General features: G+C 73.1%; 26 protein-coding genes and 1 pseudogene. 13 read left to right on the top strand and 14 right to left on the bottom strand.

What is annotated here, in order from left to right; all coding sequences use genetic code 11:
* The first annotated feature begins 185 nt into the window (after positions 1–185).
* The 7 genes from ACSLIC_RS08645 to ACSLIC_RS08615 all read left to right on the top strand — a co-directional run bounded on the left by ACSLIC_RS08645 (position 186) and on the right by ACSLIC_RS08615 (position 8354).
* On the top strand, positions 186–1967 hold the full coding sequence (locus tag ACSLIC_RS08645) for an ABC transporter ATP-binding protein (protein WP_436737107.1): 1782 nt from the start codon (positions 186–188) through the stop codon (positions 1965–1967).
* Complete coding sequence (locus ACSLIC_RS08640) at positions 1964–3172, top strand: ABC transporter permease (RefSeq protein ID WP_436737106.1); 1209 nt, start codon at positions 1964–1966, stop codon at positions 3170–3172. The genes ACSLIC_RS08645 and ACSLIC_RS08640 overlap by 4 nt, the downstream gene beginning before the upstream one ends.
* A complete protein-coding gene (locus tag ACSLIC_RS08635; protein ID WP_436737105.1) occupies positions 3169–4437 on the top strand; it encodes an ABC transporter permease in 1269 nt (422 codons plus the stop codon). The genes ACSLIC_RS08640 and ACSLIC_RS08635 overlap by 4 nt, the downstream gene beginning before the upstream one ends.
* Positions 4434–4868, top strand: a complete 435-nt coding sequence (locus ACSLIC_RS08630) for a cytidine deaminase (protein WP_436737104.1) — start codon at positions 4434–4436, stop codon at positions 4866–4868. Before ACSLIC_RS08635 ends, ACSLIC_RS08630 begins: the two co-directional genes overlap by 4 nt.
* 107 nt (positions 4869–4975) lie before the next feature.
* Positions 4976–6253: a thymidine phosphorylase gene (locus ACSLIC_RS08625; protein WP_436737103.1), complete on the top strand. Its 1278-nt coding sequence runs from the start codon at positions 4976–4978 to the stop codon at positions 6251–6253.
* Positions 6254–6347: 94 nt separating this feature from the next.
* Positions 6348–6623, top strand: a complete 276-nt coding sequence (locus tag ACSLIC_RS08620) for an STAS domain-containing protein (protein WP_436737102.1) — start codon at positions 6348–6350, stop codon at positions 6621–6623.
* Between the two features lie 819 nt (positions 6624–7442).
* A complete protein-coding gene (locus tag ACSLIC_RS08615; protein WP_436737101.1) occupies positions 7443–8354 on the top strand; it encodes an MHYT domain-containing protein in 912 nt (303 codons plus the stop codon).
* Positions 8355–8375: 21 nt separating this feature from the next.
* Here ACSLIC_RS08615 and ACSLIC_RS08610 read toward each other — a convergent pair whose 3' ends face one another.
* Both ACSLIC_RS08610 and ACSLIC_RS08605 read right to left on the bottom strand, forming a co-directional pair.
* Positions 8376–9488: a sigma-70 family RNA polymerase sigma factor gene (locus ACSLIC_RS08610; RefSeq protein WP_436737100.1), complete on the bottom strand. Its 1113-nt coding sequence runs from the start codon at positions 9486–9488 to the stop codon at positions 8376–8378.
* Between the two features lie 151 nt (positions 9489–9639).
* Positions 9640–10968 carry an MFS transporter gene (locus tag ACSLIC_RS08605; protein WP_436737099.1) on the bottom strand — a complete coding sequence of 443 codons (1329 nt, stop codon included), beginning with the start codon at positions 10966–10968 and terminating at the stop codon, positions 9640–9642.
* 62 nt (positions 10969–11030) lie between these two features.
* Between ACSLIC_RS08605 and ACSLIC_RS08600 the strand changes: the two genes are divergently transcribed.
* A complete protein-coding gene (locus ACSLIC_RS08600; protein WP_436737098.1) occupies positions 11031–12056 on the top strand; it encodes a LysR family transcriptional regulator in 1026 nt (341 codons plus the stop codon).
* Between the two features lie 338 nt (positions 12057–12394).
* Here the strand turns inward: ACSLIC_RS08600 and ACSLIC_RS08595 are convergent, their stop codons facing one another.
* The 5 genes from ACSLIC_RS08595 to ACSLIC_RS08575 form a co-directional block, all read right to left on the bottom strand.
* Positions 12395–13591: an FtsX-like permease family protein gene (locus ACSLIC_RS08595; protein ID WP_436737097.1), complete on the bottom strand. Its 1197-nt coding sequence runs from the start codon at positions 13589–13591 to the stop codon at positions 12395–12397.
* Positions 13588–14325: an ABC transporter ATP-binding protein gene (locus ACSLIC_RS08590; RefSeq protein ID WP_436737096.1), complete on the bottom strand. Its 738-nt coding sequence runs from the start codon at positions 14323–14325 to the stop codon at positions 13588–13590. Before ACSLIC_RS08590 ends, ACSLIC_RS08595 begins: the two co-directional genes overlap by 4 nt.
* Before the next feature lie 41 nt (positions 14326–14366).
* A complete protein-coding gene (locus ACSLIC_RS08585) occupies positions 14367–15995 on the bottom strand; it encodes a hypothetical protein (protein WP_436737095.1) in 1629 nt (542 codons plus the stop codon).
* Positions 15996–16047: 52 nt separating this feature from the next.
* Positions 16048–16302, bottom strand: coding sequence for a hypothetical protein (locus tag ACSLIC_RS08580; protein WP_436737094.1), 255 nt, complete (start codon positions 16300–16302; stop codon positions 16048–16050).
* 330 nt (positions 16303–16632) lie between these two features.
* Positions 16633–17391 carry an alpha/beta hydrolase gene (locus ACSLIC_RS08575; RefSeq protein WP_436737093.1) on the bottom strand — a complete coding sequence of 253 codons (759 nt, stop codon included), beginning with the start codon at positions 17389–17391 and terminating at the stop codon, positions 16633–16635.
* Positions 17392–17525: 134 nt separating this feature from the next.
* On the opposite strand from ACSLIC_RS08575, the gene ACSLIC_RS08570 reads away from it, so the two are divergent.
* Positions 17526–18692, top strand: a complete 1167-nt coding sequence (locus tag ACSLIC_RS08570; protein WP_436737092.1) for an adenosine deaminase — start codon at positions 17526–17528, stop codon at positions 18690–18692.
* 151 nt (positions 18693–18843) lie between these two features.
* Complete coding sequence (locus ACSLIC_RS08565) at positions 18844–19218, top strand: hypothetical protein (protein ID WP_436737091.1); 375 nt, start codon at positions 18844–18846, stop codon at positions 19216–19218.
* 87 nt (positions 19219–19305) lie between these two features.
* Here ACSLIC_RS08565 and ACSLIC_RS08560 read toward each other — a convergent pair whose 3' ends face one another.
* The 5 genes from ACSLIC_RS08560 to afsQ1 form a co-directional block, all read right to left on the bottom strand.
* On the bottom strand, positions 19306–19512 hold the full coding sequence (locus ACSLIC_RS08560; protein ID WP_436737090.1) for a PspC domain-containing protein: 207 nt from the start codon (positions 19510–19512) through the stop codon (positions 19306–19308).
* 124 nt (positions 19513–19636) lie between these two features.
* Positions 19637–20263 (bottom strand): VanZ family protein, encoded by a 627-nt coding sequence (locus tag ACSLIC_RS08555; RefSeq protein ID WP_436737089.1) that lies wholly within the window; start codon positions 20261–20263, stop codon positions 19637–19639.
* Between the two features lie 129 nt (positions 20264–20392).
* Positions 20393–21004 (bottom strand): hypothetical protein, encoded by a 612-nt coding sequence (locus tag ACSLIC_RS08550; protein ID WP_436737088.1) that lies wholly within the window; start codon positions 21002–21004, stop codon positions 20393–20395.
* Positions 21001–22734 carry an ATP-binding protein gene (locus ACSLIC_RS08545; protein ID WP_436737087.1) on the bottom strand — a complete coding sequence of 578 codons (1734 nt, stop codon included), beginning with the start codon at positions 22732–22734 and terminating at the stop codon, positions 21001–21003. The genes ACSLIC_RS08550 and ACSLIC_RS08545 overlap by 4 nt, the downstream gene beginning before the upstream one ends.
* Entirely contained in the window at positions 22731–23408 is a 678-nt protein-coding gene (afsQ1, locus tag ACSLIC_RS08540; RefSeq protein ID WP_436737086.1) for a two-component system response regulator AfsQ1, read from the bottom strand. The genes ACSLIC_RS08545 and afsQ1 overlap by 4 nt, the downstream gene beginning before the upstream one ends.
* A gap of 181 nt (positions 23409–23589) precedes the next feature.
* Here afsQ1 and ACSLIC_RS08535 point away from each other — a divergent pair, with 181 nt between their 5' ends.
* Positions 23590–24378, top strand: coding sequence for a SigE family RNA polymerase sigma factor (locus ACSLIC_RS08535; protein WP_436737085.1), 789 nt, complete (start codon positions 23590–23592; stop codon positions 24376–24378).
* 301 nt (positions 24379–24679) lie between these two features.
* On the opposite strand, the gene ACSLIC_RS08530 is transcribed toward ACSLIC_RS08535, so the two are convergent.
* Positions 24680–24895 carry a hypothetical protein gene (locus ACSLIC_RS08530; RefSeq protein WP_436737084.1) on the bottom strand — a complete coding sequence of 72 codons (216 nt, stop codon included), beginning with the start codon at positions 24893–24895 and terminating at the stop codon, positions 24680–24682.
* Here ACSLIC_RS08530 and ACSLIC_RS08525 point away from each other — a divergent pair.
* Positions 24876–25505 carry a DUF6879 family protein gene (locus ACSLIC_RS08525; protein WP_436737083.1) on the top strand — a complete coding sequence of 210 codons (630 nt, stop codon included), beginning with the start codon at positions 24876–24878 and terminating at the stop codon, positions 25503–25505. The genes ACSLIC_RS08530 and ACSLIC_RS08525 overlap by 20 nt on opposite strands.
* 15 nt (positions 25506–25520) lie before the next feature.
* A pseudogene (locus ACSLIC_RS08520) lies at positions 25521–26081 on the top strand (Scr1 family TA system antitoxin-like transcriptional regulator).
* Positions 26082–26102: 21 nt separating this feature from the next.
* Here ACSLIC_RS08520 and ACSLIC_RS08515 read toward each other — a convergent pair.
* Positions 26103–26771: a uridine kinase family protein gene (locus ACSLIC_RS08515; protein WP_436737082.1), complete on the bottom strand. Its 669-nt coding sequence runs from the start codon at positions 26769–26771 to the stop codon at positions 26103–26105.
* Positions 26772–26786 lie beyond the last annotated feature (15 nt).

Raw genomic sequence — 26786 nt, 5'->3', positions numbered from 1 at the left:
GGGCCCTTCACCGGACCCGGGCACGGTCACACCCTCGGCAGCCGGACCCAGGGGTCGGCCCCCAACCGGCCCGCAGCGGCCCGGACCCGGGGCGCGCCCCACGGCAGCCCCGGGTCCGTTCCGTGTGAGGCCGCGTACTGCACGCCCTCGTACGCCCCGGGGACCACACCACTCCCGCACGCCTCTTGCGCACCACCGCCCGGTGCGCGGAGTCTTCGTACGGCCCGTCAGCCGTACCCAGCCACCACCCTCCAGTCAGCCAGGAGCGCGTCATCAAAGCCGCCAGCGCCCCCCAGGGCGAGCCTCCCACCGGCGACCCCGGCTCCGGCTCCGCCGGTGCCGACATCGCCGTCGAGCTCCGCGGAATCACCAAGCGGTTCCCCGGAGTCGTCGCCAACCACGACATCGACATCACCGTCCGCCGCGGCACGGTGCACGCCCTCGTCGGCGAGAACGGCGCGGGCAAGTCGACCCTGATGAAGATCCTCTACGGGATGCAGCGTCCCGACGAGGGCACCATCACGCTCGACGGCACCCGGGCCGACCTGCACTCGCCGGGCGACGCCATCGCCCGCGGCGTCGGCATGGTCCACCAGCACTTCATGCTGGCCGACAACTTCACCGTGCTGGAGAACATCGTCCTCGGCGCCGAGAAGCTGTACGGCATCGGCGCCAAGGCGCGGCGGAAGATCCAGGAGATCTCCGACGCGTACGGGCTGGGGGTGCGGCCCGACGTCCTGGTGGAGGACCTCGGTGTCGCCGACCGGCAGCGGGTGGAGATCCTCAAGGTCCTCTACCGGGGCGCGCGCACGCTGATCCTCGACGAGCCCACCGCCGTCCTGGTGCCGCAGGAGGTGGACGCCCTCTTCGACAACCTGCGCGAGCTGAAGGCCGAGGGCCTCACCGTCCTGTTCATCTCGCACAAGCTGGGCGAGGTGCTGTCGGTGGCCGACGCCATCACCGTCATCCGGCGCGGCACCACCGTCGCCTCGGTCGACCCGGCCGAGACCACCGCCCGGCACCTCGCCGAGCTGATGGTCGGCTCGGCGCTGCCCACCCCGGAGACCCGCGAGTCGACCGTCACCGATCGGCCGATGCTGGCGGTGGAAGGGCTCACCGTCCACGACCCGGACACCGGCCGGCCCGTCTGCGACGACGTCACCTTCACCATCCACGCCGGTGAGGTCATGGGCATCGCCGGCGTCGAGGGCAACGGCCAGGCCGAACTGGTCGAGGCCATCATGGGCATGCGCGAGGCGGCCGAGGGCTCCCTGAGCCTGGACGGCGCGGACATCTCCCGCACCCCGACCCGCCGGCGCCGCGAGGGCGGCATCGGCTACATCCCCGAGGACCGCCACCGGCACGGCCTGCTCCTGGACGCCCCGCTCTGGGAGAACCGCATCCTCGGCCACGTCACCGAGGCCCCCAACTCCAAGGGCGCCTTCCTCGACCCGGGCGCGGCCCGCCGCGACACCGCGCGGATCGTCGCCGAGTACGACGTGCGCACCCCCGGCATCGACGTGCCCGCCTCCTCGCTCTCCGGCGGCAACCAGCAGAAGCTGATCGTCGGCCGCGAGATGAGCCACCACCCCAAGCTGCTCATCGCCGCCCACCCGACGCGAGGCGTCGACGTCGGCGCGCAGGCGCAGATCTGGGACCAGATCCGCGAGGCCCGCCGCGAGGGCCTGGCGGTGCTGCTGATCTCCGCCGACCTCGACGAGCTGATCGGCCTCTCCGACTCGCTGCGGGTCATGTACCGGGGCCGCCTGGTCGCCGACGCCGACCCGGCCGCGATCACCCCCGAGGAGCTGGGCTCCGCCATGACCGGCGCCGCCTCCGGCCACCTGGAACACCCCGACGGGCCGCCGGCCGTCCCCGGCGCCCGTACGCCCGAGGACGCGGAGCCCGAGCCCGCGGCCGGTGCCAAGAACGACGACCACCCCCGCGAGGACGGTGACACCCGATGAAGCGCTTCTCCGTGGAGCGTGTGCTGCTCACGCTGCTCGCGCCCGTCCTCGCGCTGGCCGCCGCCTTCGTCATCACCTCGGTGGTGCTGATCGCGACCGGCAAGGACCCGTTCACCGCCTTCTGGGTGATGTTCGACTACGGCACCAAGTCCGACAGCCAGGTCTTCATCCTCAACAAGGCCACCACGTACTACCTCGCCGGACTCGCCGTCGCCATCGGCTTCCGGATGAACCTCTTCAACATCGGCGTGGACGGCCAGTACCGCCTGGCCGCGTTCTTCGCCGCCGCCGTCGGCGGCGCGCTGGAACTGCCCGTCCTGGTGCACATCCCGCTGATCATCCTGGTGGCGATGCTGGTCGGCGCCATGTGGGCCTCGATCGCCGCGCTGCTCAAGGTCTACCGGGGTGTCAGCGAGGTGATCTCCACGATCATGCTCAACTCGCTGGCCACCAGCTTCATCGGCTACCTGCTGGTCGAGGACCGGCTCGCCGTGCTGCACAAGGACACCAACAGCGTCTCCACCCAGCCGCTGCCCGAGTCCGGGCAGTTCTTCTCCTTCGACATGGGCGCCGACGGCGAGATCTGGGGCTTCATCCTCGTCTCGGTCCTCGCCGGAATCGGCTTCTGGTTCCTGCTGGGCCGCACCCGGTTCGGCTTCGACCTGCGTGCCGTCGGCCGCTCCGAGGAGGCCGCCAAGGCCAGCGGTGTCGGTGTCAAGCGCATGGTGATCACCAGCATGGCGCTCTCCGGCGCCGTCGCCGGCCTCACCGGCCTGCCGCTGCTGCTCAACGACAGCCACCAGTTCACCAGCAACTTCCCCACCGGCATCGGCTTCACCGGCATCGCCATCGCGCTGCTCGGCCGGAACAACCCGGTCGGCATCGCCTTCGCCGCCCTGCTCTGGGGCTTCCTCGAACGCGGCGGCAACCGCCTGGAGTTCCACGACTACGACAAGGAGATCGTCGGCGTCATGCAGGGCGTCATCGTCCTGTGCGTCGTCATCGCCTACGAACTGGTCCGCCGCTACTCCCTCAAGTCCCAGCAGCGCATGGTCGGCGCGGAACTCGCCGCCGCCGGTCCCGACGCCGGCCCCGGCGGCGAGGGGCCCGGTGACGGCGGCGAAGGCCCGGACGACGGCGACGGCCCCACCGGCGCCGGACCGAACACCCCGGACAGCCCTGAGAAGAAGGAGGTGCCGGCATGAGCGCCACGGTCACCGCTGAGAAGGCCACCCCGCCCGCGCCCACCCGCTCGCGGCGGATGAGCCTGCCGCGCGTCCTGCTGCTCCTCTCCGGGGCGCTGCTCGCCCTGTGCGCCGTACGCGTCATCACCGGCGCCGACAACATCACCGGCTCCAGCCAGGTCGCCGCCGCCCTCTCCCTCGCCGTGCCGATCGGCCTCGCCGGTCTCGGCGGCCTGTGGGCCGAGCGCGCGGGCGTCGTCAACATCGGCCTTGAGGGCATGATGATCCTCGGCACCTTCTTCGGTGCCTGGGCCGGCTACCAGTGGGGCCCGTGGACCGGCGTCGTCGTCGGTGTCCTCGCCGGCGCCATCGGCGGCCTGGTGCACGCCGTGGCCACCGTCTCCTTCGGCGTCGACCACATCATCTCCGGTGTCGCCATCAACATCCTGGCCCTCGGCGCCACCTCGTACCTCGCCAAGCGCTGGTTCGAGCCGCTGGCCCACCTCGGCGCCAGCCCCAAGCAGTCCCCGGCCGTGGCCGACCTGCCGTCGTTCACCGTGCCCGGCCTGTCCGACGGCCTGAAGTCGCTGGAGAACCACCACTGGTTCCTCGTCTCCGACCTCGCCGGCATCCTCGGCGGTCTGGTCACCAACGTCTCGGCGCTGACCGCGCTGACCGTGCTGCTGGTGGCCGGCTCGTACTTCGTGCTGTGGCGCACGCCGTTCGGCCTGCGCCTGCGCTCCTGCGGCGAGAACCCGCTGGCCGCCGAGTCCCTCGGCGTCAACGTCTACCTGTACAAGTACGCGGCCGTCGCCACCTCCGGCGCGCTCGCCGGACTCGGCGGTGTCTTCCTCGCCATGGTCCGCTCGCACATCTACAACGAGGGCCAGACCGGCGGACGCGGCTACATCGGCCTCGCCGCGATGATCTTCGGCAACTGGCGTCCCGGCGGCCTCGCCGCGGGCGCGGGCCTCTTCGGCTACTCCGACGCGCTCCAGCTGCGCAACGGCGGCACCACCGTGCACGCCCTGCTGCTGCTGATCGCGGTGGTGCTGGCCCTGCTGGCGGTATGGAAGATCTACCGCAAGAGCTACCTGACGGGCGCGGTGTCGGCCGGCTTCGCCGTCCTCGTGCTGGTCTGGTACTTCATGACGGACACCGTGCCCAACGAGATGGTCGGCGCCACCCCGTACGTCGTCACCCTGCTGGTGATGGCGCTGGCGGCGCAGAAACTACGCATGCCGAAGCACAACAACAAGCCGTACCGGAAGGGCCAGGCCGGATGACGGCCCCCGCCACCACCGAGCCGCCCGGCGGCTGGGCCCCCCTGCTGGAGGCCGCCCGGGACGCCATGTCCCGGGCGTACGCCCCCTACTCGGGGTACCCGGTCGGTGCCGCCGCCCGCACCGAAGACGGCCGGATCGTCACCGGGTGCAACGTCGAGAACGCCAGCTACGGCATCGGCCTGTGCGCCGAGTGCGGCCTGGTCTCGCAACTGCACGCCACCGGCGGCGGCCGCCTCACCCACTTCGCCTGCGTGGACGGCGCCGGCGCCGCCCTCGTCCCCTGCGGCCGCTGCCGCCAGCTCCTCTTCGAGGCAGGCGGCCCCGAGCTGCTGCTGCGCACCCCCGAGGGCGTCCGGACCCTCGACGCGATGCTGCCGCAGGCGTTCGGCGCCGGGCACCTCACGGCGCAGGAAGCGGCCGGCGAGGCGTAGCACGACCCCCCGGGGCGGGGCGCCGGACGGGCGCCCCGCCCCTCCCGTTTTTCCGCTCCGAGGCGGGGGGCCGCACCCGCCCGCCTCCCCGAAGAAAGGCCGGACCGATGGACGTCATCTCGGTCATCCGCGCCAAGCGCGACCGCATCCCTCTCACCGACGCCCAGATCGACTGGACCGTCGATGCCTACACCCGCGGCGCCGTCGCCGACGAGCAGATGTCCGCGCTGGCCATGGCGATCCTCCTGAATGGTATGGACCGCCGCGAGATCGCCCGCTGGACCGCCGCCATGATCGCCTCCGGCGAGCGCCTCGACTTCTCCTCACTGGCCCGCCCCACCGCCGACAAGCACTCCACCGGCGGCGTCGGCGACAAGATCACCCTGCCGCTCGCCCCGCTCGTCGCGGCCTGCGGCGCCGCCGTCCCGCAGCTCAGCGGGCGCGGCCTCGGCCACACCGGCGGCACCCTCGACAAGCTGGAGTCCATCCCCGGCTGGCGCGCCTCGCTGAGCAACGCCGAACTCCTCGACGTACTCGCCTCCACCGGCGCCGTCATCTGCGCCGCCGGCGACGGCCTCGCCCCCGCCGACAAGAAGCTGTACGCGCTGCGCGACGTCACCGGCACCGTCGAGGCCATCCCGCTGATCGCCTCCTCGATCATGTCGAAGAAGATCGCCGAGGGCACCGGCTCCCTCGTACTGGACGTCAAGTGCGGCTCCGGCGCCTTCATGAAGACCGTCGAGGACGCCCGCGAGCTGGCCGAGACCATGGTCTCCCTCGGCACCGACCACGGCGTGAAGACGGTCGCGCTGCTCACCGGCATGTCGACACCGCTCGGCCTGACCGCGGGCAACGCCCTGGAGGTCCGCGAATCCGTCGAGGTGCTGGCCGGCGGCGGCCCCGCCGACGTGGTCGAACTGACCCTGGCCCTCGCCCGGGACATGCTTCAGGCGGCCGGCATCCACGACGCCGACCCGGCGAAGAAGCTGGCCGACGGCTCCGCCATGGACGTCTGGCGCCGCATGATCTCCGCCCAGGGCGGCGACCCGGACGCCCCGCTCCCCACCGCCCGCCACACCCACACCGTCACCGCCCCGGCCACCGGCGTCCTCTCCCGACTCGACGCCTACGACGTCGGCGTGGCCGCCTGGCGGCTCGGCGCGGGCCGCGCCCGCAAGGAGGACCCGGTGCAGGCCGCCGCCGGCGTCGAGCTGCACGCCAAGCCGGGTGACACCGTCACCGAGGGCGCGCCGCTGCTGACCCTGCACACCGACACCGACGAGCGGTTCGCCGGCGCCCTCGAAGCGCTCGGCTCCGCCTGGGACATCGCCGCGCCGGGCACCACCGTCGACACCCCGCCGATCGTCCTGGACCGCATCGCCTGACCCCTTCACACCCCCCACGGCCGGGCCGCACCGATGACTTTCGGGCGGCCCGGCCGTCTGCCCGGGTGTGGATGGAGACGTCACCGAACCCGCCGTGCTGAGGCTGGCCAGCCCTGTCGCCCCCTCCGACGGGGCCCGCCTGTGCGCCGAACTGACCCACCTCGCGGCCACCGGAGCCACCGAGGTCGTCTGCGACGTCTCCGGCGTCCACCCGCCGCGACTCGCCGCCGTCGACGCCCTGGCCCGCCTGTGCCTCACCGCCCAGCGCACCGGCTGTCACCTGCGCCTGCGCGATCCGACCCCGCAACTGCGCGCCCTGCTGAGGCTGACGGGGCTGGCGGAGCCGCTGGGGCTGGAGGACGTGCCCTGAGGGGCGTCCGCGCGGGCAGGCCATGTCCACGGGCCTACCCGGACTGTCCGGGTGCCGCCACGCCGCGCCGGGCCCCGACAACCCGGTCGCCCCCGCCGTGCCCGGCCTCCTCCTGGAGCCGACCTGAGCGCTCGCGCGAGCGCAGCGAGAGCCGCGCCTCTGCCGCCACTCGGGCACGCTCCGCAACGCCGTCCCGCTCTGCCCGAGGCCGGCTGGACCGCCACCCCGAGGCCGGAGCGCGGGGGCGACCGTCCGGAGCGCACCGCCCACGCCCCCACCGAGGAGGGACACGCGGAGCCGGTACGGCGGCCCGGCGTGCAGATCCGGGCCCCGCACGGGAGTTCACCCGCTCTTTCGGGGGCGCCCACCTCGCGGCACCCCGTCCCGGCGGCGCCGCGGGCGCCCTCAGCGGGCGTCGGGGTCACCGCCGCCGACGGGCGGGGCCTCACCGAGGTCCTGGCGGCGGGCGTGCTCCGGCCGCACGCCGTCGAGACCGAGTACGCCCCGCACCGGCGCCCTCCCGTGGCCGCGAGGTGTCCGCCCGGCCCCCCGGCGCCCGCGCCCGGCGCGCGGCGGAGGGCCCCCGCGACCCGCCCCGAGCCAGCCTTCGACCTTCTGCGGGCCCTTGTCGCCCGTCACGGCAGCTGACTGACCGTCGGCCGTTTCCAGCCACCCGCTCAGCCTGATTCGCGCCTTTCCGGGCGATAAGTTCTGGCCGGGGTGATGAGATCGATAGGTTTTCGGCCATTTCCTGGCTGGATACTTGCTTACCGTTGTGGAGCGCCCTTCGCACCCTGCCCAACGAAGGAACTTCAGATCATGCAAGGAACGGTTGACGGGTTCAGCTACGGCCTGGTCACCCCGGTCGCGGCCTTCCTGATGGCGGCCCTCGGCGGCGCCCTCGGGCTGCGCTGCACGGTTCGCTCGCTGCACGGCGGCAACACCTTCAAGGCCGGATGGCTCGCGCTGGGGGCCGCCGCCATCGGCTGCGGCATCTGGACCATGCACTTCGTCGGCATGATGGGCTTCTCCGTCGCCGAGGCCGCGATCAGCTACGACGTGCCGCTCACCCTGGTCAGCCTCGGCGTGGCCGTCCTCGTCGTCGGCGTCGGCGTCTTCCTCGTGGGCTACCGGGGCACCGACCCGGCCACGCTCGCCACCGCCGGCCTCGTCACCGGGCTGGGCGTAGCGGCGATGCACTACATCGGCATGTACAGCATGAGCCTGCGCGGCGAGTTCGCCTACGACCCGGCCCTCGTCGTGGTCTCCGTCCTCATCGCCGTGACCGCCGCGACCGCCGCGCTCTGGGCCGCCATGACGATCCGCGGTTTCCTGCCGAGCCTGGGCGCCAGCGCCATCATGGGCGTCGCCGTCACCGGCATGCACTACACCGGCATGTCCGCGATGACCGTCCACCTCGACGACCACGGCACCCGCCTGCTGCAGGGCGGTTCCATGACCACCGTCCTGCTCCCGATGCTCTTCGGGCCGCTGGTGCTCCTGCTGGTCGTGGGCGTCATCGTGATGTTCGACCCGCTGCTGATCTCCGGCGAGGACACCTGGAACGGCGCCCGCGAGCCCCGCGCCGGCCACCGCCCGCAGGGCCGCCACGTGGCACCCGCGCCGACGGCGGCCCCGCGGGCAGCTGCCGAGGAGGACTTCTGGCCGCAGCCCCCCGCCCCGGCCGCCGAGCCCGCGAGCCGCTACCCGGACGCGTACGGGCCCCGCTGACCCGGGGCGCGGGCCCGGCTCTCAGGCCCCGGCGGCCCGCTCCGCCTCGATGATCTTCCGGGCCCGCTCGACCGGCGAGGGCAGGTCGGGAGCCTGGTCCCCGCCGACCGGCCGCCCCTCGGCGTCCAGCGCCGGGGCGAGGCCGAAGAGCGGGAACCACTTCGGGGTGTCGAGGAAGCAGTGCATCCCCGTGATCCGGTCCCCGGAGAGGTCCAGCACCTGCACCGCCCAGGGGACGAAGCCGGGCTCGCCGTCCTCCCGGGGCTTGTAGTGGGCGAAGGCGGGGGCGCCGTTGGCCACCGTCGGGATCAGGCGGGAGCCGGCGCAGGCGGCGCCGATGGTGCTCATGAAGCCGGTGATGTCCTCCGGGCCGGCCAGCCACAGGTCGAACGGCGGCATCGTCATCACCGCGTCCTCGTGGAGGAGGGCGGTGAGCGCCGCCATGTCGTACCCCTCGAACGCCGCCACGTACCGGTCGAGGAGTTTTCGCTGCTCGGCGTCGAGCGGGTCGACGGTGTCCGTCCCCTCCTCGGCGCCCGCGTGCTCGGCCAGGGTGGCGCGGGCGCGCTGGAGGGCGCTGTTGACCGAGGCGGTGGTGGTCTCCAGCAACTCGGCGACCTCGGCGGCCTTCCACGCCAGGACCTCACGGAGGATCAGCACGGCGCGCTGCTTGGGCGGCAGGTGCTGGAGGGCGGCGACGAAGGCGAGTCGTACCGACTCGCGCGCCACCGCCGCCTGGGCCGGGTCGGCGTGCGAGGGCAGCACGCGGGCGTCGGGCACCGGCTCCAGCCAGGCGTTGTCGGGGCGGGGGTTGAGCGCCGCCTGGGCCAGCGGAGTCGCCGGGGTCAGGTCGACCGGGAGGGCGCGGCGGCTGCCCGCGTTGAGCGAGTCCATGCAGACGTTGGTGGCGATCCGGTAGAGCCAGGAGCGGAGCGAGGAGCGGCCCTCGAACCGGTCGTACGCCCGCCAGGCACGGACGAAGGTGTCCTGCACCGCGTCCTCCGCCTCGAAGGCGGAACCGAGCACGCGGTAGCAGTACCCGGTCAGCTCCGTGCGGTGGCTCTCCAGCAGGGCGTCCAGCTCGCCCGCCTCCCCGGCCCCCGCCGCCTGCGTCGTCACCGGCACCTGTGCCATCAGTCCCACTCACCCGTCGTCGCCCGGAGAATCTCCCGTACCCGGAAGCTACCGCAGGGCGCCGTCGATCGCGGCCGGAGTGTGAAACTGCCCCAACCAGCCCTGTTCACAGGCGAGTCGGGGCAGTAGGCGAAGCGCCGCGTGCGCCGGTTCAGCAGCCGGCCGGTGCCTTTCGGTGCCGCTCGGCGCGGGCCGCGTACGTGCCCATCAGCGTCAGCCCCGCCACCGCCAGCACGGCCAGGGCCCCGATCAGCGCGGTGCCGCCCCAGCCGGCCGCGTGGAAGGCCACGGCACCGAGGACACCGCCCAGACTGGAACCGATGTAGTACGCCGACTGGTACAGCGCGGACGCCTGCGCACGGCCCTTGGTGGCGGTGGCGGAGACCGAGGAGGAGGCGACCGCGTGCCCGGCGAAGAACCCGGCCGTGATCAGCACCAGCCCGGCCACGATCAGCGCCAGCGAGTCGGCCAGCGACACCGCGAGCCCGGCCGCGGTGGTCCCCGCCGACAGGTAGAGCGTGCCGCGCCGCCCGAGCCGCGCCACCAGCCGCCCGGCCCGCGCCGAGGCGACCGTACCGACCAGGTAGACGACGAAGATGGAGCCGACGACGCCCTGCGGCAGCGAGAAGGGCCCGGCGCTCAGGCGGTAGCCGATCACCGTGTAGACGGCGCCGAAGACCGTCATGAACATCCCGCCGATCGCGTAGAGCCGCAGCAGCAGCGGGTTGCGCAGGTGCCCGGCGACGGTGGCCGCGACCGAACGGGGGTGCAGCGTCGCCGGGGTGAAGTGGCGCGGCGCCGGCAGCAGCGCGCGGAAGAGGAGGCCGCAGGCGACCGAGACCAGCCCGATCACGGCGAGCGCCGGACGCCACCCCCACTCCTGCGCGACCCAGCCGGTGACGATCCGGCCGCTCATCCCGCCGATGCTGTTGCCCGCCACGAACATGCCGATCGCACCCACCAGCGCGCGGGGCCGCACCTCTTCGCCCAGGTACGCCATCGCCGAGGCGGGCACACCCGCCAGCGCCGCGCCCTGCACGGCGCGCAGCGCCACCAGGGCACCGAGGCTGGGGGCGAACGGCACCAGCACCGCCACCACCAGGGCGACCGCGAGCGAGACGGTCATCAGCCGGGCCCGCCCGAACCGCTCGGAGAGGGCGCTCAGCGGCAGCACGCACAGGGCGAGCCCGCCGGTGGCCGCCGACACCGTCCAACTGGCCGCGCTCGCCGTCGCGCCGAGGTCGGCGGAGATCAGCGGCAGCAGGGCCTGGGTGGAGTAGAGGAGGGCGAAGGTGGCGAGGCCCGCGGCGAAGAGGGCGAGGCTCATCCGGCGGTAGCCGGGGCCGCCGGGCACCATCCGGGTGTCGGCGGGGGCCGCCGGGGCGGCCACACGGGTCGGGGGCTTCTGGGGGATCGGGGACACAGACGGCACACGGGCGTCCACGAGAGTCGCGGACGCCCCGGTACTGGCGGGAGGCATGACTCGAAGTTAGAACCCGTGGATTCATCCGTCCAATGCATGGATCGGCGACAATCGATCCCATGACGCATCAGCACAGTTCACGGCGGCGGCTGTCGCAGAACAGTAACGTGCAAGATATTCCGGTGACCGTCACCACAGGCGCCCGAGGCACCCGGGCCGCCCCCGCCTCCGCCGTCGAACCGGGCTCCTGGCCGGCCCTGCTCGCGCCGCGCCTCGCCCACTTCGCCGCCGTCGCCCGCACCGAACACGTCACTCGCGCCGCCGAGGAACTCGGCATGCCCCAGTCGACCCTCTCCCGCTCCCTCGCCCGCCTGGAGGCGGAACTCGGCGTCGACCTCTTCGCCCGGCACGGCCGCACCCTCACCCTCACCCCGGCGGGCCGCGCCTTCTCGGCCTCCGTCGAACGCGCCCTCGGCGAGGTCGAGAAGGCCGCCGAGACGGTACGCGCCGACGCCGACGTCACCTCCGGCAAGGTCGCCTTCGGCTTCCTGCACACCATGGGCTCGGAGACCGTGCCCGCGCTGATCCGCGCCTTCCGCGCCGACCACCCGCACGTCCGCTTCACCCTGGTGCAGAACTACGGCGAGTGGATGATCGAGGCCCTGCGCACCGGACGCCTCGACCTCTGCCTCACCTCACCCGTCCCGGACGCCCCCGACCTGGTCGCCCGCCGCCTCGACGAGCAGCGGCTGCGCCTGGTCGTCCCCGACGACCACCGCCTGGCCACCCGCCGCCGCATCCGCCTCGCCGAGGCCGCCGACGAAGCCTTCGTCACCCTCGAACCGGGCTACGGGCTGCGCCGCATCACCGACGCCCTCTGCGCCGAGGCGGGCTTCCGCCCCCGGATCGCCTTCGAGGGCGAGGAGGCCGAGACCCTGCGCGGCCTGGTCGCGGCCGGCCTCGGCGTCGCCCTCCTGCCGCCCCCGGCCGTGCCACGCCCCGGTGTGGTCGAACTGACCGTCACCGCACCCCGCGCGGTCCGCGAGATCGGGGTGGCCTGGATGTCCGGCCACCCCGACACCCCACCGGTGGCCGCCTTCAAACGCTTCCTGCTCTCCCGGCGAGGGCATCTGCTGCCTGGCTAGGTGTACTGACCCGGCCGAACCCGAGGACCGGGACGGCCGGACCAGGCCCCCACGGACACCCGGCACCTGCGGTACGGCAGCCACGGGCGCGGGCCGGCCTCCACCCGGCCCAGCCCCCGGAGCCACCGGCCACCCCGTCGGACGCGTCGCCGCCACCCCGCCGGACGCATCGTCACCCAGGCGGGCTCCGCCTCCCCACCACCTTCCGCGACCGCTTTCGCCGCACCACGGGCATCGGCCCGCAGCCATGCCGGCGTAGCTTCAGCTGAAGGCAGCCGCCCCGCTCTCCCCCGGGAGACCCCACCCGACGCCGTACGCCCCCGAGCCCCGGCCCCGCCTCACCCGGAGGCCCGGGCCGCCAGGTACGGATCGTCACGCAGGGCGGTACGCCCCCCGGCCCACGCCCCCGCACCCAGCCCCACCACCGGCAGTACCAGCGCCGCCAGCGCCCATCCCACTCCGGGCAGGGCGTCGGCGAGGCCGATCGGCAGGCCAAGCACCCCGCTCAGCGGGCCCGCCAGCGCCACCGACAGCCCCGACCCGAGGACGAGCCCGGCCCCTCCCGCGACCAGGCCGGACAGCGCCGCCTCGCTGAGCAGCAGCCGCCGCAGGCCGCCCCGTCCGGTACCCAGTACCCGCAGGACGGCGAAGCTCTCCAGCCGGGCCCGCGCGCTGTCCCGGGCCCGTACCCAGCCGAGGACGAAGGCGGTCAGGCCGAGCGCCCCGACCCCGGCCCGCATCCCGAGATCGGCCACGCCGAACAGCCCCGGCAACCGCCGCACCCGGTCGGCCACCGGCGAGGCGGCGAACCCCGCCTCCTGCAAGGCCCGGGCCACCCCGGCCACCTGCCGCTGATGCCCGACCGCGACCACCGCGCCGGACGCCCCGTCCTGCGCCCGGAAGGCACCGGCCGGCTTCCCCGCCCGGGCGGCGGCCAGCTCGGCCGCCGTCCCCTCGGCGAGGTAGGCGCCCCCGACCCCGTCGACCTGCCACGCCGGGTCGTACAGCGCCACCACCTCCAGCCGCATCACCTCGGAGGTCCCGGTCCCGGCCCCCGTCGCCCGGGTGTACCCGAACGGCACCGTCCGCCCCAGCACCGCCCGGAAGTCGGTCCCCTGCGCCTCGGCGGGCAGCACGACCTGCCGCGCCCCCAGCACCCCGGGCAGCCTCCCGGCCACGACCGGCAGCTCACCCCCGGCGGGCAAGGTATGACTGACCAGGTCGTACGTCCCCTCCCGCTCGGCGTACAACGACGCCGGATAGTCCGCCACCACGTCCTCCACCCCGGGCACGGCAGCGGCCTCACGCAGGGCGGCGGTGGTGAGGGGGCGGACGGAGTCCTCGCCCTCGAAGGAGGACAGCTCGATTCGGGTCAGTCCACCAGCGCCCAGCACCTGGGTGTCGATGGCGTGCGCGGCTCCTGCCGCCACTCCCGAGGCGAGCACGAGCAGGGTCACGGGCACGGTCAGAGCCACCAGGGCACCGCGCAGGGACCGTCCGTCCCGTCGCCAGCTCAGCAGGGCCCAACTCTTCACCGCTGCGCCTCCCCGGACATCATGCGCGCCGAGCGGGGAGCGGGTGCAAGGTCCAGCCCCTCGGTCGCCTGGCGGGTCAAGGCCCCCCGCTCGACCACGTACTGCTCCGTACAGCACTCCGCGACGCCCGGGTCGTGTGTGACGAGCAGGACTGCGGTTCCCTGCGCAGCCTGTGCCCGCAAGGCGTCAAGTACGAGGAGGGCGGAGGCAGGGTCGAGACCTGCGGTCGGTTCGTCGGCCAGGATCACCGCTGGTTGTTTCACGGCGGACCGGGCCACCGCGATCCGCCGTCGCTCGCCCCCTGACAACGTGGTGACCGGAGCGTCGGCGAGTTCTCCCATGCCGAGGGAGTCCACCATGGCCCGGGCCTCCTTCCGGTGGGCTCCCAGGCGGGGTCCGAACGCGGCGGCCACGTTCTCCCAGGCATTGAGGTACGGCAGCAACCCCAAGTCCTGGAGGACTACGCCGATGCTGCGCAGGCGAAGGCCGTCCCGCTCCCGCTGAGTGAGTCGCCCTGTGTCCGTACCGGCGATGGTGAGGGTGCCGGAAGCTGGTGTGAGGATCAGCCCCAACAGCGCCAGTAGCGTGCTCTTGCCCGAGCCTGATGGCCCCCGGACCGCGGCGGTGACCGGTGCCGTCAGTGTGAGCGAGGCGGAGCGGATGCCTCCTCGTCCGCCCGGATAGGTGAAGCAGAGGTTGTCGGCTACGAGGACGGGCGAGGTGTGTACGCGCATGGTGTTCCTTCAGCAGGAGGTGCCGGCCGACCTGGCCGGACTCAGGCCAAGAGGTAGTAGGCGGCCCGGGTCGCCCTGGCCGAGGCGGGCCCGCCCGGCTGTTCCGAGAAGAGAGCAGGGTGTGCCTCGCTCCGGTACCGGGCCAGCAGCGAGGGGAGTTCGTGATGAAGGGCCTGCGGAATCGGCTTGTTGGTGGCCAGAGCGGTCTGAAGCGCGTCGGCGGCGGTCAGAAGGTCCCCCTCTTCCAACTTGGCGCGTACCAGTTCGACAAGGTTCACTCCGGGGACCAGCTGAGTCGCAGCCTGTCGGCAGCCGGCTTCCCCCAGCACGGCCGCGAGCTGGATGGACTCCGGCATCGCGGCAGTTGGCTCCGGACCGCTCGTGGTCGTCTCGTCAGCGTGGTCGGGGCAGCCCAACTCGAACTCCGCGCGGGCGGTCAGAAGCCGGTGCCATGCCCGGTGTGCGGCGGGAGCCGGCCGGGCGGGAACACTCATGCGGCTCACCTGCTCTGCTCCCTTGTCCGCCTGAGGTCCGCAGTCCAGCTGTAGCCGGTGACAGCTGAGAGCGAGAAGCACCTGATCCGCCTTGTCGAGTTCTTCCCCGCTGCCCTGCGCGCGAAGGCCGTTCTTCAACCACTCGGGTGTCGCCCGCCATTGCCCACTCGCCGTCAGCGCCCGGGCGATGTCGTAGGTGGCGGTGAGGGTGCCGAGCTGTCTGGGGGCCTTGGCTCCCAGGCCGTCCGGGCGCAGGGCGGCCATGGGGGACGGAAGCACCGCGTCAGGGTTGGCCTCCAGCAGTGCGCGGCGTGAGAGCCACCGCGTCTGGGGGTCCTCGTCACGCAGGGCCCGCCGCAAGCAGGCGCGGCTCTCCGCAGGCATGTGCGCCGACAAGACGGAGAGCGCCGCGCGTGCGACGGGCTCCAGGCGGGCGCAATCCTCGTCCTTCAGTTCATCCGCGCGGTTCAGTGCACGTAGAGGGGGAGAAGACCGGCCGGCCGCGGTGAGGGCATCGCGGGCTTGGAGCACCGGAGCCGGCTCGCGCGCCTTAGCGGCATCCGCAGAGAGCCGATCCCAGACGGCTGCGGGGATGGTGTCCTGCCGGCCCAAGCACGTGAGGGTCTGGACGAAGGCCGCACGGGTGGCGAGGGAGGTCAGGTCGTCGTCCTGCGCCGACGGCCCCCGGAGGTAGGCGCTCGCCTCCTTCTCCGCAGGGCCCTTGACCCCGGCACGTGTCAGGACGCCAACCGCCCGCCGGGAAGGCCCCGGTACTGCGGTGGGGTCCTCGGACAAGGCCAGGCAGACGTAGTACGCCCGCCAGGCCGGAGTGTCGAGGACATCGTGTTTCGCCAGGCTCGCCAATTCCTTCGGAGCGGCCGGGGGAACGCGTTCGGGGCGATCGTCCCCGCCAGCGACCAGCCCGGCTTCCAGCCTCTGATACGCCGTTGGGTACAGGGCAGGGTCGTCTCCCACCACGCGTGTGGTACTCCGTGCCAGGCCGTTGGCCCCCCGCAGGGCCGCCAACTGTCCTGTCAGATCGGAGCCCGGTCGGCCGGGGCGTTCCACGGGCCCTTTCCCCAGTTCGAGGAAGGCCCCCGCTGAGATCACGCCCGCGGCGAGCAGCCCGCAGGAGGAGAGGAGGAGGCGCCTTCGGGCGCCTTCAGGGTTCTTCATGATGTCTTCGCGAACCGAACCGGAGGTGAACTCCTGACGAGGGGCGCGCCGCTCAGCCGTTGGCGCACGCTGAGGCGAAGACCTTCGTGCCCGACTTGAAAGCTCCCCCGTCGGAGCACGTGGTGATGCTGGTGTTGATGGAGCCACCAGGGTCCGCGACGCCGCTGATGTCGGAGATCCAGGTGTTCGTGTTGGTCCAGCTGATGCTGCGCGTGTTCTCGCTGACCCTGGTTCCGCTGGGGGAGAGGGACAGCGTCGCCTGCCAGCCGTTCGCCTTGATGGTGGCGACGTTCGACACCTTGCTCACCTTGAACGGGTTCTTGCCCTTCCGTACCTTCGTCGAGGTCTTGAAGGAGCACTTGTCCGCGTAGACATTGCAGTGCCAGGCATTGGCTGTGACTACGGCGCTGGTGCCTGGCAGTTTCGCTGTCGCGTTGTCGGAAACAGCCGACGTGGGCGCCGCGCCGAGCAGGGTAAGCGCTCCTGAGGCGGCGATGGCTGCGCCGGAAGTAGGCCATCCCATGAGATGTCCGATCTTTACGGAGTTGGGTGATCTTGATGCCCGTGATCTTAGGGAGCGCCGGAGAGCGAGACCTCGGCGAACACGTAAAGGGCACCCGAAGGGGTGATCGCCGCGTCAACGCCGCAACGACCGCCCGAACCCCGAGGCCAGCGGCATCCTCAGCCCCAGGGGCGGTGGGGCCGCGAAAGCGTCGGTGACGGGGCGTGCGAAGTCGGTGCCGAGGAGGGTGCCGAGGACGAAGTCGGCCGAGAGGGCGAGGACTTCGGCGCGGTGCTGGGCCAGGGCGTGGCCGTCCGAGTGGACCTCGAAGCGGCAGATGCCCCGGTTGGACTTCTTGGCGCGTTCGGCGAGGCGGAAGGAGAGTGCCGGGTCGCAGCGCTCGTCGTCGGTGCCGTGCACGATCATCACCTGGCGCCCGGCGAGCTGGCGTACCGGCTCCGGCTCGGCGCCGGTGGACTCCTCGGGCAGCCAGGGGGCCACGGCGAGTACCGAGGTGACCGCGTGGTGACCGGCGGCGCGCAGGGCCGCGCGGGCGCCCATGCCGAGTCCGGCGAGGCAGACGGGGACGTCGCCGTAGCGGCGGACGGCCTCGTCGGCGGCCCAGGCGGCGTCCTGGGCGAGGTCGGCGCGGGTGCCGTTCCACCCCCGGCGGCGGTAGCGCACCACGTGGGCGGCGATGCCGTGCCGACCCCCCTCGGCGGCGAGGCGGCGGGCGAGGGCCCGGGTGCGGCGGTCGGGGAGGGGCGAGGGTCTGCGGTCGGAGTCGGGCGGGCCCGAAGGGAGCAGCAGCACCACCCCGGCGACGGCGGCCGGGGCGGCGGCGATGATGCGTCCGAGCCGGGGGTCCCGTACCGGCCTCGTGTGCTGGGTCACGACAGAACAGTCTCAGAAGCGGCGGCGTACGCCACCTGTACGGCGGGTCACCGTTGCGTATCGGCGCGCCGCGGCCCGGTGCCCGGCCCCGCACGGCCCTGACTGTCTACGCGCGTAGGAGGTACAGTGCCGCAATGACGAGCCAGATCGCGGGCCAGAAGGCCCCCTCCCCGGACGCCGACCAGATCCGCCGCGCCCCGAAGGTGCTCCTCCACGACCACCTGGACGGCGGCCTGCGCCCCGGGACGATCACTGAACTCGCCGCCGAACAGGGGTACTCGGCGCTCCCCGAGGGTGATCCGGTCAAGCTCGGCCGCTGGTTCCGGGAGGCCGCGGACTCCGGGTCGCTGGAGCGGTACCTGGAGACGTTCTCGCACACCGTCGGTGTCATGCAGACCCGCGAGGCGCTCTTCCGGGTCGCCGCCGAGGCCGCCGAGGACCTCGCGGCCGACGGCGTCGTCTACGCCGAGATCCGGTACGCCCCCGAGCAGCACCTCGACGGCGGCCTCACCCTGGAAGAGGTCGTCGAGGCGGTCGACGAAGGGTTCCGGGAGGGTGAGCGCCGTGCGCTGGCGGCCGGCCACCGCATCCGGGTCGGCGCCCTGCTGACCGCCATGCGGCACGCCGCCCGCTCGCTGGAGATCGCCGAACTGGCCAACCGCTACCGGGACTCGGGCGTGGCCGGCTTCGACATCGCGGGCGCCGAGGCCGGCTTCCCGCCCACCCGCCACCTCGACGCCTTCGAGTACCTGAAGCGGGAGAACAACCACTTCACCATCCACGCCGGCGAGGCGTTCGGCCTGCCCTCGATCTGGCAGGCGCTCCAGTGGTGCGGCGCCGACCGGCTCGGCCACGGGGTGCGGATCATCGACGACATCGAGGTGGCCGCCGACGGCTCGGTGAAGCTCGGCCGGCTCGCCTCCTACGTCCGCGACAAGCGCGTCCCCCTGGAACTCTGCCCGACCTCCAACCTCCAGACCGGCGCCGCCGCCTCCTACGCCGACCACCCCATCGGCCTTCTCCGCAGCCTCGGTTTCCGCGCCACCGTCAACACCGACAACCGCCTCATGAGCGGCACCTCGATGAGCGCGGAGTTCGCGCACCTGGTCGAGGCGTTCGGCTACACGCTCGACGACATGCAGTGGTTCACCGTCAATGCGATGAAGTCCGCGTTCATTCCTTTCGATGAACGCCTCGCGATGATCAACGAGGTGATCAAGCCCGGATACGCCGCACTCCGCTCCGCCTGGCTCTTCCGGGAGACGGCCCCGACCAGCGGTTCCCTGGAGAACGGCCGGTGAGAACGGTTTCCCCGGGCAACGGCTGAGCCGTCAATTCCGGGTACGGACACGGCCTCGGGGGTGTTTGTGGGCCGCCCGGCGGCGTGGCTACGGTCGCCACGGCCGCCGGAGCGGTGGTAGCCACTCGCCTTCCCCCACAAGGACGTGTCCCATGAAGAAGCACGCCAAGCACGCCAAGCCCTCGAAGTCCGCGCGGTTCGCGGCCAGGTCCCTCGGAGCCGTAGCCCTCGGCGCCGCCTTCGCGGCGGCGGGCGGCGGTGTCGCGGCGGCCGACACCGGACTGCCCGCCCCCTCCGACACCCTCGCGGCCGTCGACCAGACCCTGCCGCTCGGCGAGGTCGCCCAGTCGACCCTGCCCGCCGGCGTCCCGGAGGCCGTCGGCAGCGGGGTGCGGGCCGCGGGCACGGGAGCCGACGCCCTCGTGGACAAGGCCACCGGCGACCCGGTCTCCCTCCTCGCCGAGCTGCCCAACGTCGACGACCTCGGCGTCCAGGGCCTGCCCACCGACGCCCTGCTGCGCGGCTGAGCCCCGCCCCGCCTCACGCCACACGCCGACGGCCGGGTCTCCCTCTTGCGGGAGGCCCGGCCGTCGGCGCCGCTCCGGGGTGAGTCGTCACCACGACTGCCGGGCGGTGCTCTTCTCCTCCGGCAGCAGGAACCACAGGGCCAGGTAGAGCAGGAACTGCGGGCCGGGCAGCAGGCAGGAGACGACGAAGATCACGCGCATGGTCTTGGTGGAGGTACCGAAGCGCTGCGCGAGCGCCGCGCACACTCCGCCGATCATCCGTCCGTGAGTGGGTCGGACCAGGCTGGAGGCCATGGGAACTCCTTCGTGCGCATCGGAACGAGACCCGGTCGGGCCCCGCGCGGGTTCCGGCCTCCCGGGGCCGGACGTCCCGTTCTGCGTCCCACGGTAGGCGGGACGCATGTGGTGGAGCGTCGCTCTACGGAGCGACGCCCACCCTGGAAATCGTCGGGGGCGCCCCCTGAGTGCGGCCCTCCTCCCAGCAGCGGAGCACCTCGGGGGAGCCCCGCCCTGGCTGCCGGGAACCACCCGGACGCGTCCCCCCGCCCCGCGCGCCGGGTGCCGGACGGCGCGGCCCGCCGGGCTGCCTGCGCAGCCGGGCCCGTGCGGCGGGGACGACGGCGAGGTGCAGCACGGCCACGCCGGCTGTGTTGAGCAGGACCGAGTCGACGTCCACCACCCGGCCGGGCACGCCCGTCTGGAGCAGTTCGATCGCCAGCGAGATGAGCGCGGCCGCCGAAACCGTACGCAGCAGCGAACCGAGCGGGGAGACGTGGAGCCGCCCGTCGGCCAGCGGCAGCAGGATACCGAGGGGTGCGAGGAGGGCCAGACCGGAACCGATCCGGCCGGCCGCCTCGGCGGGGCCGCGGGCGAGGTCGGCGCGGATGCCGGCCAGCGGATGCAGATTGGTCGCGCTCACCCAGGGGACGTCCAGGGGACGCAGCGTGACCCATCCGACCAGAAGGAGATGGGCGACGAGGAGGAGACCCCCAGTCGCACGGAAGCCGATCGGGGGGCTCTCGCCGCCCCAGCCTTGACGCTGCACGCATCCAAGGACGCGGGGCGCGGCTCCGGCGGTTCCCGCCGATCGCGGGGAAGTGGCCGGGCCTCGTAGCGCACCGTGTCCGTACCGGCCGGACGGTCCGCCGGTGTCCGCAGGCCCGGCGCCGGCGGATCAGGGGGAGACGGTCTGCGCGGGTGTCGGCGCGGTGCCGGGCCGGGCGCGGACCTTGTCGGTGCAGGAGTAACGGCGCAACGGTGCGGCGTCGGGTCCGCCGAGGACGACGGAGCCGTCGGAGGCGGCGGCCGGACTGCCCGACAAGGTGCACACGACCTGTGCGAGTGCGAATACCGAAAGGTTCTCCGGGAGGGTTCCCAGGCGCAGCGCCTCCTGCGGATCGCCGTCGCCGGGTCCCGAGACGGCCAGTCCCTTGCGGACGTCGGTGGTGAAACCGGCCCTCTCCTCGCCGTCGGACGGGTTCCGGCCCAGCTCCTCCAGCAGCGCCCGCGCCGTCCGCGCCGGGTCGCCGGCCTTCCGCTCGCGCAACGGCAGTACCCGGTCCACGTCGACCAGCCGTCCGCCGCACATCAGTGAGACGGCCGCGGTGAACTCCCCGGCGTCGGGCTCGGCCCTCTCGCCGCCCGCCACCTGGCAGACGGCCCGCGAGGGGGCCGGGCCGAAGTCGGTCGGCACCTCCGTCGCCCGGATGCCGCAGCCGCTCAGCACGGCCGCGGCCGCCATCGCCAGCAGCGGCCCGGCCGCCCGTACCGCATTCCTGCCCGTCACCGCCGGTCGCCGCCTTCCCCGTCCGGTGCGGCGGGGTGCGCCCCGCCGTCGTCGCCGGTGTCCTCGTCACCCTCGGCCTCCACCGCGCCGCTGTCCATCGGCAGCCGCAGCGTGAAGACCGCCCCGCCCTCGGGCGAGTTGGCGGCGCTGATGTCACCGCCGTGGATGTGCGCGTTCTCCATCGCGATGGACAGGCCGAGCCCGCTGCCGTCCGAACGCGGCCGGGAGGCGCTCGCCTTGTAGAACCGGTCGAAGACGTGCGGCAGGACCTCCTCCGGGATGCCGGGGCCGTGGTCCCGCACCCGGATGACGAGCTGGTCCCCGGAGCCCGCCGGGCCGTCCGCGCTCTGCGTGCCCTCCGCGCCCTCCGGGTTCCCGGAGGGCGGCTCGACGCGGACCGAGACGCGGACCGGGGAGCCGCCGTGCTTGAGCGCATTGCCGATGAGGTTGGCGAGGATCACGTCGAGGCGGCGCGGGTCGACGTGGGCCATGATGCCCCGCTCGGCGTCCAGCTCGACCGCGTCCAGCCAGGCGCGCACGTCCACGCAGGCGGTGATCTGGTCGGCGATGTCCACGGTGTCCAGGACCAGCCGGGCGGTGCCCGCGTCGAAGCGGGTCACCTCCATCAGGTTCTCCACCAGGATGTTGAGCCGCCGGGTCTCGCCGATGACCAGCCGGACCGCCGGTTCGATCATCGGGTCGACACTGCCGGTCTCCGCGTCCAGTTCCTCCTCCAGCACCTCGGTGACGGCGGTGATCGCGGTGAGCGGGGTCCGCAGCTCGTGCGACATGTCGGCGACGAACCTGCGGCTCGCCTGCTCCCGGTCGCTCATCGCGTCGACCTGCTTCTCCAAGGCTGCCGCCGTCCGGTTGAAGGTGCGCGACAGCTCGGCCAGTTCGTCGGTACCCGAAACCCGCAGCCTGGTGTGGAGCTTGCCCTCGCCGAGCCGCCTGGCCGCGATGCCGAGGCGGTGCACCGGCTTCAGCACGGTCGTCGCCGCCGCGTGCGCCAGCAGCGCGGCCCCGATCAGCGCCAGCGTCGTCGCGATCCCGAGCGACCAGGCCAGCGAGTTGAGGTCGTCCGCCTCAGCCTGGAGCGACTTCTTCAGATAGCCGGTCGGCCCGCCCCCGGCCACCCGCGCCCCGCCGATCAGGTACGGCGTCCCGTCCTCCACCGTCCGCTGCCAGAACAGGTGGTACGCCGCCGGATCGCCCGAGGCCCCCTCCTGCTCCTCGCCGACCGCGTCGCGCAGCGAGCGCGGCACGTCGGCCACGGTGAAGGTGTCGAGGTCGGAGTTGCCCGCGATCCGGTGCCCGTCCTCGTTCTCGGCGAGCAGGACCACGCTGTAGTGCTGGCTGGAGTCGGCCATCTCGGTCGCCGCGTCCCGCAGTTCGGCCTGCGAGGGGTACGGCGGCAGGGCCGCCGCGTGACCCCGCAGCTCCTGGCGGAAGTCGCTGAGCGCGGCCTCCTGCGTCCGGGTCAGCACCGCCTCACGGTTCAGCCAGTACGCGATCCCTGAGGCCGAGACGGCGGCGGTCAGCGCGACCAGCCCGAAGACCAGTACGAGGCGCAGGCGCAGACTGGTGAACCGCAGCCCGGCCAGCAGCCGCCCGCGCGCACCCCGCTCCTCGCCCGTCTCGTCGATCAGGCTCTCGTCGCCCGTGCCGCCCGGCTCCTCGGGCGCACGGCTCTCGCCGCCCCGGGGGGCGGCCGTGTGCGCGGGTCTCACTGAGGCGCGTCCAGCCGGTAGCCCACGCCGCGCACGGTACGGATCAGCGTCGGCGAGGACGGCACGTCCTCCACCTTGGCGCGCAGCCGCTGCACACACGCGTCGACCAGTCGCGAGTCGCCGAGGTAGTCGTGTTCCCAGACCAGCCGCAGCAACTGCTGCCGGGAGAGCGCCTGCCCCGGCCTGCGGGACAGCTCCAGGAGCAAGCGCAGCTCGGTCGGGGTCAGTTGCAGGTCCTCGCCGTTCTTGGTGACCGTCATCGCGGCCCGGTCGATCACCAGCGACCCGAAGACGGCCGCGTCGTTCGACTCCCGCTCGCCCCGCCGCAGCACGGCGCGGATACGCGCGTCCAGCACCCGGCCCTGCACCGGCTTGACGACGTAGTCGTCGGCGCCGGACTCCAGCCCCACCACCACGTCGATGTCGTCGCTGCGGGCGGTCAGCAGGATGATCGGCAACTGGTCCGCGCGGCGGATGCGCCGGCACACCTCGAAGCCGTCGATGCCCGGCAGCATCACGTCCAGCACGATCAGGTCCGGCCGCTGCTCGCGCAGGAGCGTCAGACCCTCCTCGCCGGTGGCAGCGGTCGCCACCCGATGCCCCTGGCGTGTCAGCGACAGCTCCAGGGCGGTGCGGATGGCGTCGTCGTCCTCGATCAGCAACAGGGAAGGCACGGTCGCCATTCTGTCCCATGCCGCGCCTGAGTTCGACAGGTGGAGCGGTCCCTTACCCGATTCACACGCCGACATGCCCTGTGACACGGCTGTGACAGTCGGCGGACACCGCCATGAACTCGCTTCGGCAGGCTTCTGGGCAGACGGGAAAACCCAGGCTCCACGACGAGGAGGGCACGCGATGAACGCACCGCACAGCAAGAACTCTGGTGCGGTGGTCACGCGTCTGCACGACGTGGCGCTGCGGGCCAACGAGAAGTCCGGTGCCGTGAGCGGGCGGGGGTGCGCTCGCGGCACCGGGCGTCAGCACGCCGTGCACGCGGAGCGCCAGCCCCGCGTCGCCGTGTTCGACGCACTCCAGACCGGCCGGGGGACCACGGGGGACCTCCGCAACCGGGACGCGTACGGGGAGACGGGGGACCGGCCCGAGCAGACCGAGCGGGACGACGCCGAGGCGGCGTTCACCGCATACGTCCGCGAGCGCCGCGCCTCCCTGTACGCGACCGCCTACCACCTGACCGGCGACCGGTACGAGGCCGAGGACCTGCTGCAGAGCGCGCTGTTCTCCACCTACCGCGCCTGGCACCGGATCAGCGACAAGGCGGCCGTCGGCGGCTACCTCCGCCGCACCATGACCAACCTGCACATCAGCGCCTGGCGGCGCCGCAAGCTCAACGAGTACCCGACCGAGGAGCTGCCGGAGACGGCAGGCGACACGGACGCGATGCGCGGCACTGAACTCCGCGCCGTCCTGTGGCAGGCGCTCGCCCGGCTCCCCGAACTCCAGCGCACCATGCTGGTCCTGCGCTACTACGAGGGCCGCACGGACCCGGAGATCGCGGACATACTCGACATCAGTGTCGGCACGGTCAAGTCCAGCATCTGGCGCTCCCTGCGCCGGCTGCGCGACGACGAGGTCCTCAGCTTCGGCCGTGACCAGGAGGAGTCCTTCGGCGAACTCGTCGCGTGAAGGATCAGGCCCCGGGCAGCCGGGGCCGACGGGGGAAGAAGGCGGGCGGCCCACGGGGGACGTGGGGCAGCCCGAGGGGAAACGGGGCCGTTCACGATCGGGGGATCGGGGACGGGCCCTGACCAGGGGGGACACGGGGGACGCCAGGGCCGGGGGGCCTTGGCGGAACACGGGGGAACACGGGGGTCCGGGGGGATCACCGGAAGAGCGCGGGACCGGAGGGCCGGGGGGTCTGTCCGGTTCCGCGCTCGTCTTCTGCGGGCGGGGCGTCCTTTCGGGGGCGCCCCTTCTGTTTGCCCGCTCAGGCTTGGACCCGGTCCGTCAACAACTCCTCCCCGGCCCGGAACCGCTCCGTGCCGCCCTCTTCCCACGTGATCCTCACGAACAGGCCGCCCATCGCCCCGATGTCGGTCGTCGTCGCCCTGACCGTGCGCCACACGCCCGCGTAGCCGATCCGGTCGCCCGGGGCGACGAGGGCCGCCAGCTTGGTCGGGCTCGTGTCCGCGTCCTTGCTCACGTCCGGCCGCCGTTACGCAGGGCTGCCCCGCAACACGCTCATCGACTTCGGCCCGATGGAGCGCGACGAGGAGCCCCGCATCTTCACCCCTGAGCGGTTCGGGCGGCTCTTTGAGGACTTCCGCCACAGCGCCTGGCACTTGGAGATGCGCAAGCGCTACGCGGTGGACGAGGCCACGGACACCTACGCCCAGTTCGTCAGGGGCGAGGTGCCCACGTGGGACCTCGACACCCCGTGGAGCAGGGGTATTCGGGCCAAGACGGCGGACGGCGTGTACGTCGGGCGGGTGCGCATCGTGGACGACCCGGCGACCGAAGGGCAGCGGTATCTGCTCGCGCACGCGGAGAAGAACGCGGCCCTGGGCGAGGACGTCCGCACCATGTGGCGTGCGGACGCCGAGCGGGTCAACCTGCCGGACGAGGACTTCTGGATCTTCGACTCGCACATCGTCGCGGTGTGCCTCTTCGATCACGACGACCAGATGACGGGCGCCGAACTGATCACGGAACCTGCGCGGGTCAACCAGTACAACCGGCTGCGGGATGTGGCCCCGCACCACGCCACCCGGTTCAGGGAGTTCGTGGCGGAGCTGGCGGCGAAGGAGGAGTAGAGCGGGGATGTGCCGGTGAGTACCGACTACCAGCAGGCGCGCGAGGCGCTCGGGTCCGGCTCCGGGAGCTTCGGTTGTCCTGCCCGGACGGCCGGCTCACCGGCACCGAACCGGCGCGCAGGCTCGGGTGGCCCAACTTGAAGGTGTCGAAGTCGGAGTGGGGTAAGCAGACGGCAACCCGGGAGGACCTGCGGCAGTGGGCCGCCGCGTGCGGTCAGGCAGTACCGCGTCATTCTCTGGGAACCGGTCCTGCGTTCGCTGGTCTGTTCCCCCTCGGTACCGGCGGCCCAGCTCGACCGACTGAGCGGGGTTATCGGCATGGACGCTGTGGAACTCGGCATCGTCCCGCTCACCGCCTCGCTGAAGGCCCCGCCCGGCCTCGGGTTCTGGATCTACGACGACCGCCAACTGGTCACTGAGGCGTGGCACGCCGAACTGTGGCTCGACGACGCCGACAGCGTCGCCCTGCATCTGCGGACGTGGCGGGCCCTGCGCGAATCAGCCGTCCACGGCCCGGAAGCCCGCCGTCTCATCCGCACCGCCCGCCGCGCCTTGGATGTCGGCCAGGGGTACTGACCCGTGAGGTTGGGGACGCGGCTAGCGGGTCGCCTCCGAACCCGCGACCGGGCGGTCCCTCGCCCCCAGCGCGGTCACATGCCGCCCCGCCGCCGCTGCCGCAAGGCGGCACAGGGCCTCCTCCCGGGTGCAGGGGTGGGCGCCGAGGGCTGACTGGCGGGCGACGATGGCGCGCTCCGCGCGCATCAGGCGCCAGCCGCGGCGCAGCAGGACCGTCAGCGGCTTGCGGGCCTCGCGCAGGTCGCGGGCGAGGCGGCGGCGGAAGGTGACGGAGGGGCGGCCTCGCAGGCACAGGGCGTCGGCGAGGAGGCCGCGTTCGCGGCAGCGCTCGACCAGGTCGGCCGCGAAGATGCCCTCGGCGATGAAGAGCGGGGTGCGGTCGATGTCCAGGGTCGACTCGCCGACCCGGGCGCTGACCGCGATGTCGTAGACCGGGACCCGCGCGCGCCCCCGGCGGCAGAGCGCCTCGATGGCGTCCAGGGCCGCGTCGGAGTCCCAGGAGAGCGGGGAGTCCCAGTCGGTCTCGCCGGTCGCGGGGAGCAGGGGCAGCGTGGGGTCGCCGGCCTGCTTGTAGAAGTCGTCGAGTGCCAGCACCGGCAAGCCGGAGTGGGCGGCGAGCGAGGTCTTGCCGGAACCGGAAGGACCGGTCAGCAGGACCACGCGGGTCGGTATCGGACTGAGGCTGCTCACGGGAGAACAGTGTGG

Source organism: Streptomyces sp. BBFR102 (genome assembly GCF_051397025.1).
Classification (GTDB): Bacteria; Actinomycetota; Actinomycetes; order Streptomycetales; family Streptomycetaceae; genus Streptomyces.
Note: the sequence above shows the minus strand (reverse complement) of the source record. Positions and strands in the feature narration are given on the sequence as shown.

Bases quoted from the DNA above. Each gene is read 5' to 3' on its own strand.
- ACSLIC_RS08640 (WP_436737106.1), top strand. From the start codon at position 1,964: ATGAAGCGCTTCTCCGTGGAGCGTGTGCTGCTCACGCTGCTCGCGCCC.
- ACSLIC_RS08635 (WP_436737105.1), top strand. From the start codon at position 3,169: ATGAGCGCCACGGTCACCGCTGAGAAGGCCACCCCGCCCGCGCCCACC.
- ACSLIC_RS08630 (WP_436737104.1), top strand. From the start codon at position 4,434: ATGACGGCCCCCGCCACCACCGAGCCGCCCGGCGGCTGGGCCCCCCTG.
- ACSLIC_RS08625 (WP_436737103.1), top strand. From the start codon at position 4,976: ATGGACGTCATCTCGGTCATCCGCGCCAAGCGCGACCGCATCCCTCTC.
- ACSLIC_RS08615 (WP_436737101.1), top strand. From the start codon at position 7,443: ATGCAAGGAACGGTTGACGGGTTCAGCTACGGCCTGGTCACCCCGGTC.
- ACSLIC_RS08610 (WP_436737100.1), bottom strand. From the start codon at position 9,488: ATGGCACAGGTGCCGGTGACGACGCAGGCGGCGGGGGCCGGGGAGGCG.
- ACSLIC_RS08605 (WP_436737099.1), bottom strand. From the start codon at position 10,968: ATGCCTCCCGCCAGTACCGGGGCGTCCGCGACTCTCGTGGACGCCCGT.
- ACSLIC_RS08600 (WP_436737098.1), top strand. From the start codon at position 11,031: ATGACGCATCAGCACAGTTCACGGCGGCGGCTGTCGCAGAACAGTAAC.
- ACSLIC_RS08590 (WP_436737096.1), bottom strand. From the start codon at position 14,325: ATGCGCGTACACACCTCGCCCGTCCTCGTAGCCGACAACCTCTGCTTC.
- ACSLIC_RS08585 (WP_436737095.1), bottom strand. From the start codon at position 15,995: ATGAAGAACCCTGAAGGCGCCCGAAGGCGCCTCCTCCTCTCCTCCTGC.
- ACSLIC_RS08570 (WP_436737092.1), top strand. From the start codon at position 17,526: ATGACGAGCCAGATCGCGGGCCAGAAGGCCCCCTCCCCGGACGCCGAC.
- ACSLIC_RS08565 (WP_436737091.1), top strand. From the start codon at position 18,844: ATGAAGAAGCACGCCAAGCACGCCAAGCCCTCGAAGTCCGCGCGGTTC.
- ACSLIC_RS08560 (WP_436737090.1), bottom strand. From the start codon at position 19,512: ATGGCCTCCAGCCTGGTCCGACCCACTCACGGACGGATGATCGGCGGA.
- ACSLIC_RS08535 (WP_436737085.1), top strand. From the start codon at position 23,590: ATGAACGCACCGCACAGCAAGAACTCTGGTGCGGTGGTCACGCGTCTG.